Source organism: Clostridium sartagoforme AAU1 (assembly GCF_000401215.1).
GTDB classification, from domain to species: domain Bacteria; phylum Bacillota; class Clostridia; order Clostridiales; family Clostridiaceae; genus Clostridium; species Clostridium sartagoforme.
Genome location: NZ_ASRV01000127.1, coordinates 31,595 through 44,029 on the forward strand (window position 1 = coordinate 31,595; position 12,435 = coordinate 44,029).

Here is a 12,435-nt window from a genome sequence, read left to right on the forward strand (position 1 = left end):
AATCATATTTTTCTAGATTGCCATTTCATCACAATCTTCAACTTTAACTACTTCCACATCATCTACTTCATTATTTGAAGCATCTTCATCTAACATAACTTCAGCTTCTTTTTTATTTAAATCAAGCAGAGAGTTAAGTTCAAATTGTCGTGATAACTTTTCTTTTAAAGCTTCTTCATAAGGAAAAGGTTTCTCATATTCTATTTTTGACTGTTCCATGTTTCTTTTGTATTCCTCGATTTTTTCTTCTATGCATTCCATCTTTCCTTCGAGATTATTTAACATATTCTCAATTCTTAGCATATTTCCATGAGCACTATCTCCAAGCTCTACAGTGTATTTTAAATTACCATGGATTAAGAGTTCATGCTTTTCAAAGAATAAATTTTTCCTAAGTTTTAAATCAAAACCTCTATAGTTTCCTACATGAAGCTCATCACCTTTTGGTATCTTCTCATAAAGACTTTGAAGCATTGTTCCTGCCTTTTCTCTTTCATCAAATAACTTGCCATTTATAGTTATTAAAAACTCCTTACCATCTTCCATATTTCTTTTATCAATATCCTTGATAATACACTCTAGCTTACTTTCAGCTTCATTAATAAGTTTTGGATACTTAAAAGTAAAATTATCCTGCATGGTATATTTTTGACTATCATAAGCAGCTTTTAAAACTTTAAGTCTTGCTACTTCATTATCAACATCCATTTTTTCTTTTATTAATGGATTTCCCGTAGCTAAAGCTTTAACTTCTGCATAGGATAGTACCGTTTCATCCACATCTTCACAGTTTCTTGCAACAGATTTGGAAGTCATTATCTGAGATATGAATTTTTGCTTCTGCTCTACAATCTGCCAAAGGTATGAATCAAAAGTATCTTTGGTAACATACCTATAAATATTTACTTCTGGGTTTATATTTCCTTGCCTTAAAATTCTTCCTTCTCGCTGCTCTATATCACTTGGTCTGTAAGGGCAATCTAAATGATGAAGTGCAATTAGTCTATCTTGAATATTTGTACCTGTTCCCATTTTAGGAGTACTTCCTATGATTACTCTTTTATTCCCTGACCTCATATCTGAAAATAGTTCTTCCCTTTGTATTTCATTTTTCGCATCATGGATAAAGCATATTTCATTTTCAAGAATTCCTTTATTTATTAGTTCTGCTTTAATTGAATCATAAACAGAAAAACGCCCATCTGAATTAGGCGTTCCCACATCGCAAAATACTATTTGAGTTCCTTTTACAGTTTCTGATTTTTTATATTCCTCATAAATATTTTCAATACATCTATTAACCTTTGAATCGGGCTCATTTATTGCTTCTTTGTTAATAAGCCTTGAATCTGTACCTAAAAGTCTTGCTTCATTGGTTATCTTAAGCATATTATCTACAGAAGGATCAACCATTCCATTTCTAATTCTTTCAGCTCTTTCAACATAGTTTTCCATTTCATGTTTTATAAACTCGCTTGGCTCCGAAGATACTAAAATGTATTTATCATTCTTAAGTTTTGGCACTGGCAGTTTTAGCATATCTGAGGTTTGAACATCTGCTATATTTTTAAATAAGGTCATTAGTTCTGGAAGGTTTGTAAACTTTGAAAACCTACTTCTAAACCTATAACCTGTACCTTCTGGAGCAAGTTCCAATGAAGAAACTACTTCACCAAAGCTAGCTGCCCAAGCATCAAAATGCTGAATACCTCTCCTTTCAAGTTCATGGTTTTGAAGATACCTTTGCATTACATACATTTCTGTCATAGAATTTGAAATAGGGGTTCCTGTAGCAAATATTACTCCCCTGCCTTCATTTATCTCATGGATATATTGGCATTTCATAAGCATATCACTGGCTTTTTTAGCTCTCGTATTGGATATTCCAGCCACATTTCTCATTTTAGAAAATACTGCACAGTTTTTATAATAATGTGCTTCATCTACAAACATAGTGTCAATACCAAGCTCTTCAAAGTTTATAACATCATCCTTTCTTGATTCATCAAGAAGTCTTTTAAGTTCACTCTCTAAACTCTTTTTAAATTTCTCCATCTGCTTTATAGACCAGTTTTCTCCTCGCTCTCTTTTAGTAGCTTCTATGGCATAGGTCATTTGCTCAATCTGATAATTTAACATTCTTTCTTGTCTTTCCTTTGAAATTGGTATTTTTTCAAATTGCGTATGCCCTATAATTATTGCATCATAAGCACCTGTAGCAATTCTACTTACAAATCTTCTTCTATTTTGTTTTTCAAAGTCTTTCTTTGTAGTAACTAAAATATTAGCTGAAGGATATAATCTTAAAAACTCTGCTCCCATCTGCTCTGTTAAATGATTAGGAACTACAAATATGCTTTTCTTAGAAAGACCTAATCTCTTCAGTTCCATACCGCTTTCTATCATTTCAAAGCTCTTTCCAGCACCAACACAATGAGCAAGAAGTGTACTTCCACCATATAAAATTCTAGCTATAGCATTTACTTGATGCTGTCTAAGTTTAATATCTGGATTCATTCCTGGAAAGGTTAAATGAGATCCATCATATTCTCTAAGCCTTATGTTATTAAAGTTTTCATTATAGAATTCAACATACTTCTTTCTTCTGTCAGGATCTCTGAATATCCAGTTCTTGAATTCTTCCTTAATCTGATTTTGCTTTTCTCTTGCCAACATAGTTTCCTTTTGATTAAGGACGTATCTTACAGTATCGATTTCTTCTATTCTGTCTTTTACAGTAACAGTTCTAAGGTTTAAAGTTTCTTCAACAATATAGTAGGCATTAAGCCTTTTAGTTCCAAAAGTTTCTGTTGCTGCCACAGAATATCCATCTACCCCCTTATTTTCAATAACCCAAGATGCATTAAAATTATTATAATGAACTTTTATTTCATTGCTGCTATAACGAGAACCTGAGTTTTGTGCATACTTTGGAGTTCCTAAGGTTTCATAAATAAATTTTTCTATATCTCCTTCTTCAATCCATGTTATTCCAAGCCTTATATCAATTTCACTTGCTTCTAGATTTATTGGCTGAACTTTTTCTAAGGCTTCTACATTTTGTGTAAAAAGCTCTGGATTAGTTTCAGCATAAAGTTTTGCCAATTTTAATTTATGTCTCACATTGCCACTTAAATATTCATCTTGAGTTTCCCAGCCTTGAAGTAAATCATCTTTGCTATATTTTTCAGGATTTAAAAATATCAGACCTTTAAGTTCATTTATAATATTTTCTCTTGTGCTATCATAAATTTCTAGCATTAGAGATAAATCTACTGTTCCTTTTTCATTTAAACTTACTGTAAGAGCTTCAATGGCTGTATCTACTTCTGTTATCTTTTCAAGCGGCCGTATAGTTTGTTTAGTGAACATATCAGCTTTAGTAACATTTTTGTTTTCATCTACTACTTCAAGGGAACATAAGAGAGGATAATCATTGTCATCTCTAAAAGCTGTATTATTGGTTCTTGCTGTTATATACCCATGATTTTTAACAAAGGTATCATACCGTTTATTTAATATTTCCTGTTTTTCTTTTAGCTCTTCTTGAGTGCAGCCATTTGTTTGAATATCTATTATTTCTCTAGTGATTTCTCTTATAGCATGGAGACCTTTTATCCTTTCTAAAGTCTTTCCTGTAGCTTCAATTTTTCTCATTACAGCATTTTCTCTATAATAAAGCTGATTATCTATAAAAGTATAAGTGTAGTTTCTCACATTAGGATCAGCAGGAATAAAATCTTCTGTAGCAGCTTCTTCTCTTTCAAAACTTACTATATTAGCATTTAGATTTTCAACTACTCTAGCTAAAGCTTCACTTAAATCAAAATTCTCATCTTCATTAACTAAGGCTGTGTATTTACTACCTTCACCAAACATTCTCTGATCAAAAACCATTTTCCCAAGAAGCATTTCTGGATTATCAAGGAAGTATTCATTTATAGGAACTCCATCTTCTGTTTTTGCTACATGAAGCCAATTTTCTTCTGTAACCTGTACCCTTTCTCTCTTTTGAAGAAATATAATATCCGCAGTAACATCTGTATTTGCATTTGATTTAAAGGCAGTATTAGGAAGTCTTATTGCTCCAATTAATTCTGCACGCTCTGCAATGTACTTTCTTACACTATTGTTTTCTTTATCCATAGTCCCTTTTGAAGTTATAAAACCTATGATTCCACCTGGTCTTACTTTATCTAAAGCCTTAGCAAAAAAGTAATCGTGTATTAAAAAATTATGTTTATCATATTTAGGATCATGAAGCTTATAATCTCCAAAGGGAACATTACCTATAGCAACATCAAAGAAATTATCTGGATAGTTATTTTCTTCAAATCCTTGTATTTTAATATCTGCCTTTTGATAGAGCTGCTTTGCTATTCTCCCTGAAATATCATCAAGTTCTACTCCATATAACTTAGAGTCTTTCATGCTGTCTGGAAGCATAGAAAAGAAATTTCCAACTCCCATAGAAGGTTCTAAAATGTTACCTATTTTAAATCCAAAGCTTTCAAGTGCTTTATATATTCCTTCAATAACTGTAGGTGAAGTATAATGAGCATTAGGCGTTGATGCTCTTGCAGATACATAGTCTTCAGTAGTAAGTAGTGCTTTTAGCTCTGTATATTCGCTATTCCATCCTGTACTATTAATATCAAAAGCTTGAGCCATACCTCCCCAGCCTACATATTTAGCAAGTATTTTTTGTTCTTCTGCTGTTGCAAATCTATTTTCTTCTTCAATAACCTTTAAAGTTTTAATGGCTTCTATATTGTTTCTAAATTTAGTTTTAAGTCCTCCAACTCCAATTTCATCTTCTGGACTATAGTTGTAATTTATTTTCTCAGCTTTTTCTTTTGCATTTGTTTTTTCTTTAGTTTCAGATTTTCTATTAACTTCATTGTTATTTAGCCAGCCTAAAATATTAGCTTCATAATTTTCTAATGTCCTGTTTTTATACTCTTCCCATTTAGAATTTTTGTTTTCAGATTTAATTTCATTATCTTTATCTGAAATATCAACTCTTTCCTCTTTGGTATCCGCTACATTTAGTGCTTCTTTATCCTTATTTTCAGGCATTAAAAAAGAGCCACTTTGTTGTGACTCAAAAATATCTATTTGCTTTATCTCATTTTGTAAACTATCTCGTGAAGAACTATCTCCTCTGCTGTTTCCTTTATTTTCTCCCTGTGTTTGAAGCTCTCCATGGTGTTTTCTGGATTCATTATCGGATCTGTCTTCAACATTTGCTCTATTAATATTTCTAGCCTCTGATGTGCTTCCTCGTTCACTTGATGCATTTTCTCCATCAGCTCCCCTTGTGCTAGAAGTAAGCTGTATCTGTTCTGATGATTGTTCTTTAGATAATTCAACGCCATCTGACCGTATTTTCCTAATGGCGTCTGATCCATTTCCTTGTTCTTTGATATTTGTATCTCTGGATAAAGTATTCCGTCTATCTCCTTGTAATTGAGATTTAAGTTCTCTTTCATAATTTTTTTCGCTCCTTTGCTCTCTCATAATTTTATATATTTCACTTTCAAATTCTCTAAGAATTTGCTGAGATATACTGCACACAGAATTTCCAAGTCTAAAAGTTAATGGTAGCGTATTAAAATGATTTATTACCATAAATGTATTTTCATCATTAAAGCTTGAGTCTTCTATTCCGCATCTTTTCGCCACCAAATAATTAACACTTTCTATAATGGTTTGGGTAAAATAATTTATAAATCCTTCTTTCGGCAAATCTTCAAGCCAAGTTTCTTTAATATCTTCCTCATAACCATCAATTATATTATCAAATTCCTCGTTAACTTTAATATCTGTAACACTTGATATTAGTTTCTCTATAGAATTACTATCTAAATTATACTTTTCATTTATGTTTTTTAAAAGCTTTATACTGATTCCATCATCAAGCTTCCATAACTTAGGAATAGTGTGTTGTTCTCCATTGGTATCTTTGATATCAAATAAGTATGTTAATTTGAGTGTTGGCATAGAGGTATCAAAAACTGCTATACTTCTTGTTCCTTTATTTACATATCTTCCGACTTTTCTGTTCCATATCTCCATTGTAGCAACCATTGAAGCATCTGGTCTTTGAGCATAAATCAAAACTGCATTATCGAAGTTATACTTATAAATTCTTGCTGAAAAATCCAAGAATTCTTTCCATTCTTTCTTGTTAGATCTTACTATGCTTGTAATCTTCTCATATACTTCTTTAACCTCTGTTATTCTACTCATCTAATACCTCCTTCCCCTGACTATCAAAATATAACTTTAGAGCTTTATCAATAATCTCTTCAATTTCTGTCTGCTTAACTTCTGGTTTGAAATATTTGCTTATTAGCTTAGGCTTCAATTTTATAGTCGCAGGCTTGTTTGACTTTGCCTTTTTATTAATTTCTCCTGAAAGAATTGAATGAGCTGTTTCTTCATCAAGTTTATTTTTTTCTGAATAATCCCTTAAGACTTGTGATTTCTTCAAATCAATTTTAAATTTATTTTCAATAAGTATAGCTTCAATAATATTTTGTTCATCTTCTTTTAAATATGAAAGTTCAACAGCTGCAAAGAATGGTATTTCTTCTATATCAAGTCTATCTTTTAATTCTTTTATAAGGTGACAAATCCTTAAATATCTTGATACTGTTCTTCCTGATAAATTAAAACTTCTTCCTGTTTCATCTGCACTTGTTAACTTCTCGCCTAATAGTCGAGAAGTTTCTTCAACCTTCATTTCATCAGCTTTTAGCATAGTTTCAATTTCTTTTAAAAGGTCTGTTCTTTTGCCTTGAGATGTTAGTGCTTTATGATGTTCTGATAAAGCAGCAGCTCTTTCTGAAAACAGCATATCAGTAAAGGACCTCTGCATAAGATTGGTTTCAGTTACTATAAGAATAGCTTCTTCATCGTCTATGTTTTCTTTTATAGATACAGGAACTTTGTTAAGTCCTGCAACCTTTGCAGCATTAACCCTATTATGTCCAGACAATATCTCATAATTGTCTCCCTTTTTTCTTACTATAACAGGCACAATTATTCCTAACTCTTTGATGCTTCTAACCATATTATCAAATCTTTCACCCTCATATAATTTGAAAGGATGATTTAAAAAAGGTATCAGTCTATCAATTTCAACTTCTATAACGCCAGAATTAGTATCACCTTTAACTTCACTGTCTCCAAACATATCATCTAAGCTCATCAGCTTTCTCTCACTCATATTGCAGCCACCTCCTTAGCAAATTCTCTATATGCAATAGATACTTTATTTTTAGAATCATATTCTATGGTACTCTTGCTTTTCATATTAGCCTCGCCAACCTTAACTGAAGTTGGTATCTTATTTTCAAAAATATTTATTCTGCTTCCATAAGCATCCTGAATTATTGATAACACTTCTTTTGAAAGCTTCATTCTTTCTGCATACATAGTTAAAAGTATTCCATCAACCTCAATCTTAGGATTTATTCTTTTCTTAACTCTTATAATATTTCTAAGAAGTAACTCCAAGCCTTTAGCTGAAAGATATTGAGGAGTAACAGGAATAATCACACTATCACAAGCAGCAAGTGCATTTATAGTAAGCATCCCTAGTGATGGAGAGCAATCAATAATTACATAGTCATAATCATTTTTTATTTCGTCAACAATAGATTTTAAAACAAGTTCTCTGCTCATAACATTAACAAGGGCTATTTCGATTGCTGATAGCTCTAAGCTACATGGAATAATATCAATATTTCCTGCCGAAATAATATATTCTTCCTTTTTAGGTAAGCTTTTTTCTTCAATAGCTAGCGACATCAAGTTATATATTGTCGTTTTTATACTGTCCGTATTGTCATATCCAAAGCATACTGTTAAACTGCTCTGCGGATCGAAGTCTATAAGTAATACCTTCTTTCCCATTTCTGCTAATGCATATCCTAAATTTAAAGTTGTTACAGTTTTGGCTACACCTCCTTTTTGATTCACTATTGAAATTACTTTATTACTAATCATAAGATTCGCCTCCTTATTATTTTGTACACTTTTAAGTTTCCTTATAAACTTAATTATATCTTATGTCAATATTTTTGTAAACTGAATAGTTTCTATAAATCCAATAAAGTTGCTATTGTAAATTTTTTAGTGTATATTTGTATATATAATATCTAAAGGTGTGAATATTTATGGCATTAACTATGGGTGAAAAAATTAGAATACTATTAAGGCGTAAAAAAATAACCATATCAGACTTAGCCGATATGGTTGGTACTTCTCGTCAAAATTTAACTAATAAATTGAATCGTGACAACTTTTCTGAGCAGGAATTAATTGAAATTGCTACAGCTCTTGGCTGCAAATTTGAAGGATTTTTTATTTTTGATGATGGGGAGAAAATATAGTATTTTCTCCCTAAATTTTAACTAACTTAATTCATCTATTACATTTTGAATACTATGTAATGTTCCATTATTTAAACCATTATAATACTTTACATGTTCTTTTGTTGCTTCAAGAGCCTTTTTAAATTGCTCTTCTCCAAATTCCAATTTGATCTTTTCTAATAAATAGCGAGTAGCATATGTATTCATTGTTCTTGTATAACGTTGACCTTCCATCATTGCAAGAAAATTAGTAACATAATCACCTGCTGATCCAGCATTCATACCTGTTTCATCTGCAATTTTGTATTTTGCTTCATTACGAGTCAAGTTCCCATGATAAACCATTTTAACTATCTCATATGCTCTATGTGTCATTTCATTTGTTATTTTCATAGTTTCACGCCCCTCACTATTGCTGTTTAGAAAAGAATCTCTATATTTCCTCAATGTATCAAGAACCTCACTCCATATTTCTACCTTATCTCCTTCCACTATAAATACCTTCCCATGAGAATTACTAGCATCTGTTTTCATCTGTGCGAAATTACCTCTAAAATCACTTACATAAGTGTCAGGATATTTTGTAGAATTCGAACATCTTTCCATTAATTCCTCATAACTTACTACCCCTTGTTCCTCTTCAATTTTTAAAAATGCCTTAATTAATTTATGGTTATTTTGTTTTTCTCGATTTGCCCATACTGGAATCTTTCTGTTTGCTTTAGCATAATTGTTATCTTCAACTGTTTTAATTGCAGGAGTTGTTGTTTTTACAGTGTTAGAAGATAACTCTTTAGCGGCTTTTAAGAAACTATCACTAATGTAATTAGAAAGTAGTTTTTCTATAATTTCCTCTTTATTTTCTTTGTTTAATGTTACTGCGAAATTAAATTTTTCTAAAATTTCAGCGTTAATTAAGCAACTGAATGTACTCTTATCCATATATACATACTCCCTTTTTCTCTTTGATTCAATTATACATATCAAACACTAATTTGTAAATATGTAATTGCAAATTATCATATTTGCAAATTAAAAAATGCAATATATATTTTTTATATAAAATAAAAAATCACCCCTTAAAGCGGTGAAATCAAGAAAAGTATTAGCATTTATCAAAAATGTATCTTATGGTATAATATTGATATTAATTCTAATTGAGGGAGGATATTATGTCTTATACAATAATTGAAGAAGGAATAGCTAAAGCAAAAGAGATTCCAACTTGGAGTTCTGTTTTAGTTGAATATAATCATTCTAAACACCCTAATGAATATATTTGCTACGATATGAATTTTTCATCTGTTGATTTATTGTCTACAACAATTACAGGTATGTGCGATGCTTTCTTATCTATTGTAAAAAAATATGATAAAAAAGTTATAGATTATACTGGAGAAAATCCTAAAAATGTAGTAGACAAGCTTTCAACTAACAATACTGTAATTTCAACCTGCTGGAATTTTTTAATTGAACATATAAATAATAGCGATGATACAACTAACTTCAAACATATAAAAGCCAATGCATATGTTTTTATTGGTTCATATACCTTAAGTGATGGTACTTCTGAAAATATATATCTAATAACAAGAAAAAATCCACTCCTTACATATAAAAAAGGACGTACTCCGATCTTTACATCTCAAAACAACACCATTGCTAAAGCAGATGAACCACTAGTTCAATTTAGTAAATCATTTGATGCCATTGTTTACAAAAACACTATGTATATGATTAATAACAATTGTGAAAGCATATTTAACATGGAATACACTCATAAAATCCTATGTAAAAAGCACTTATCAGAACTAGAAGCCGCTAATATTATTGCTAATTTTGAGAATTATGATTCTTTTGCCTCTTCAGGACAAAATCCAAAAAAATTTATAACCTATGATGCTTCCATTGTTGAAAAACTGACGCAAACAAAATGGAAAAACAAGTTAGCTAAGGACTTGAAAATCCCACTTGATTCTACAACAAAAAAATTTGATTTGCACGAAGAAGCAAATGCACGAAAATTTACTTTAGCAATTTGCGGTAAAACAAAATTAAATATGTTTGATGATGGTATTTGTGAAGTACCTAGCTCAACACCATTAATTATTTAACTAAATAAAAAGGCTTATTTAATGGGGCTATTTCAATGGTATTACCTTTATTTGCACATAGATTTTTACAACTTATAGCTAATACTTGTATAGACTTTGTTCCTGGTTCTGGTACCCATACAAGTTCACATGTATAAAATTTATAATTTTTTAATTCAAATAACAAATTGGCATATACATTATTATTTCGAATGCACAGGAATGCAAGTATTCCAAAGTATATTATAAATTGTATAACACTATCCCACTTAGTAAAATCAAAAACAAATAAAGGTAGTATGTATGAAAGTAAAAATTCTGAAGTAATTCCTTTTTCTTGAGTTGCCTCAACTACTTTATACTTTCTATAATCAGAATTTTTTATATTTTTCATAGAAAACCAAATTATAATTATTGAACATAATATTCCTATTAAAATGCAGCATACCACAATATATTCAGTATAGATATATACTTTATTACTGATTAGACTCTTTATATCTATAAACAGTACTGTTATCCAAAGTGGTAAAAAAGATGTAAAAAACATTGCACTTTTAAAAAGTTTATTCATCTTACTTCTCCTCTTTTTTCCTCATTATATCATAATCTATGCTTCTAGTAACACTAAAATTCCCATTTAAACATATACACTTTTCTTAAAATCATCTCTCCTCCCATTAGTCATTCATAATTAGTATATTTTTTGCACTTAATAAATAATTCGTATTCTAAAACAAAAAGTTCAAATTTTTCAATTTGAACTTTTTAGTAATAATTTTATTAAAGATTATTTTATTGTTTTACATATCTACTTTCACCATATCAAATCCCCACTCTAACCTTAACGCCCTGAATAAATTCTTTATTTCTAAAATCATCACCATTTGTGTTGAAGTTATAAAATCTTGCAAAGTGAGTAAATTCAATGATTATAACAAATCCTTGCGACGTATTCCTACTACGCACTCCACATGCGCAGTATCATGACACCATTTTATTTTTCATTACTAATCATTATTTATGATTATTCAGAACCCCAGTGAAATCAAGGGTTTTAAAGGAAACACAAATATTTTTTATTACTTATCATTACTCATTATTATACTAAAAAACTTCTGCGTGGTGGACATATCGTGGACACTGACCACCAAAGCAGAAGTTTTTATTTGTTTTCAGGTGTATATCCAACATATTCATAGAACTTCTTGGGTGAAATGTAATAGGAATATTTGTTGGACATTTTAAAAGCTGTACCGAAGGGAAGCAATCCCCTTTGAAGACCAACCCTGACAAATTGCTGTGATTTACCCATGATCTTTGCAGCTTCTTTGACTGTGATTATATTTCCATCCTGGTATTTGTCCAACAGATCCTTCTTGGTCTGTTCCAGGAATTCTTCAATTGTCATTCCAGTGAAGGTTTGGATCACTTTTATTGTTTCATCTGATATTTCTATATTCATAAGCAACAAAACCCCTTCCCATTACTCATATAATCTTCATATAAAGGTTTTTATTATGATTTGGTGTATTTGTTCATTGAAGATATTAAAGGGGCATACCAATCAAATTTGAAGGGTGTTTTCATACCTGGTTATTTTCCCATCTTTATCAGGTTCAGGATCAACCATTTTGAAAAACTCTTTGAATTCTTTCTTTACCCATTCAGGGGAATTGTTTTTAATATGCCATTGTTCATCTTCACCAATGTATGAATATCCTTCTTTCATGAATTTAGGTTCTTCCATGCCATCAAATCCCCTTCCTAAAACTCATATAATCATCATATAAGCATTTTATATTATTCATTGAAGTATTTTACCCTTTACACAAGGAAGTTCTTCAAAAGTCTTATTCTGCTTGATGTAATAGGTTCATTTTGTTCAAACAAGTTCAATTTTATAATACCACCAATAATTACCATTGTAAATCTAAATTATCTGAAAATTTCTAAGT

9 protein-coding genes are annotated in these 12,435 nt (G+C 30.5%); 2 read left to right on the forward strand and 7 right to left on the reverse strand.

Going from position 1 to position 12,435, the window contains the following annotated elements; genetic code table 11:
* Window positions 1-12 precede the first annotated feature (12 nt).
* The 3 genes from A500_RS09880 to A500_RS09890 are packed head-to-tail and all read right to left on the reverse strand — an operon-like array spanning window position 13 to window position 8,016.
* Window positions 13-6,252 carry a helicase-related protein gene (locus A500_RS09880; RefSeq protein ID WP_016207442.1) on the reverse strand — a complete coding sequence of 2,080 codons (6,240 nt, stop codon included), beginning with the start codon at window positions 6,250-6,252 and terminating at the stop codon, window positions 13-15.
* Entirely contained in the window at window positions 6,245-7,234 is a 990-nt protein-coding gene (locus tag A500_RS09885; RefSeq protein ID WP_016207443.1) for a ParB N-terminal domain-containing protein, read from the reverse strand. The genes A500_RS09880 and A500_RS09885 overlap by 8 nt, the downstream gene beginning before the upstream one ends.
* Window positions 7,231-8,016, reverse strand: a complete 786-nt coding sequence (locus A500_RS09890; protein ID WP_016207444.1) for a ParA family protein — start codon at window positions 8,014-8,016, stop codon at window positions 7,231-7,233. Before A500_RS09890 ends, A500_RS09885 begins: the two co-directional genes overlap by 4 nt.
* 170 nt (window positions 8,017-8,186) lie before the next feature.
* Between A500_RS09890 and A500_RS09895 the strand changes: the two genes are divergently transcribed.
* Window positions 8,187-8,402, forward strand: a complete 216-nt coding sequence (locus A500_RS09895) for a helix-turn-helix transcriptional regulator (RefSeq protein WP_016207445.1) — start codon at window positions 8,187-8,189, stop codon at window positions 8,400-8,402.
* Between the two features lie 21 nt (window positions 8,403-8,423).
* On the opposite strand, the gene A500_RS19495 is transcribed toward A500_RS09895, so the two are convergent.
* A complete protein-coding gene (locus A500_RS19495; RefSeq protein WP_016207446.1) occupies window positions 8,424-9,326 on the reverse strand; it encodes a hypothetical protein in 903 nt (300 codons plus the stop codon).
* A gap of 215 nt (window positions 9,327-9,541) precedes the next feature.
* On the opposite strand from A500_RS19495, the gene A500_RS09910 reads away from it, so the two are divergent.
* Window positions 9,542-10,498 (forward strand): Kiwa anti-phage protein KwaB-like domain-containing protein, encoded by a 957-nt coding sequence (locus A500_RS09910; RefSeq protein WP_156174353.1) that lies wholly within the window; start codon window positions 9,542-9,544, stop codon window positions 10,496-10,498.
* Here A500_RS09910 and A500_RS09915 read toward each other — a convergent pair.
* The 3 genes from A500_RS09915 to A500_RS09925 all read right to left on the reverse strand — a co-directional run bounded on the left by A500_RS09915 (window position 10,491) and on the right by A500_RS09925 (window position 12,227).
* Window positions 10,491-11,051, reverse strand: a complete 561-nt coding sequence (locus tag A500_RS09915; RefSeq protein WP_016207448.1) for a hypothetical protein — start codon at window positions 11,049-11,051, stop codon at window positions 10,491-10,493. The two genes, A500_RS09910 and A500_RS09915, sit on opposite strands and share 8 nt — an antisense overlap.
* A gap of 591 nt (window positions 11,052-11,642) precedes the next feature.
* The gene (locus tag A500_RS09920; RefSeq protein ID WP_016207449.1) at window positions 11,643-11,942 is read right to left on the reverse strand and encodes a hypothetical protein; all 300 of its coding nucleotides are present in this window, start codon (window positions 11,940-11,942) and stop codon (window positions 11,643-11,645) included.
* Window positions 11,943-12,044: 102 nt separating this feature from the next.
* The gene (locus A500_RS09925; protein ID WP_016207450.1) at window positions 12,045-12,227 is read right to left on the reverse strand and encodes a hypothetical protein; all 183 of its coding nucleotides are present in this window, start codon (window positions 12,225-12,227) and stop codon (window positions 12,045-12,047) included.
* Window positions 12,228-12,435: the final 208 nt, after the last annotated feature.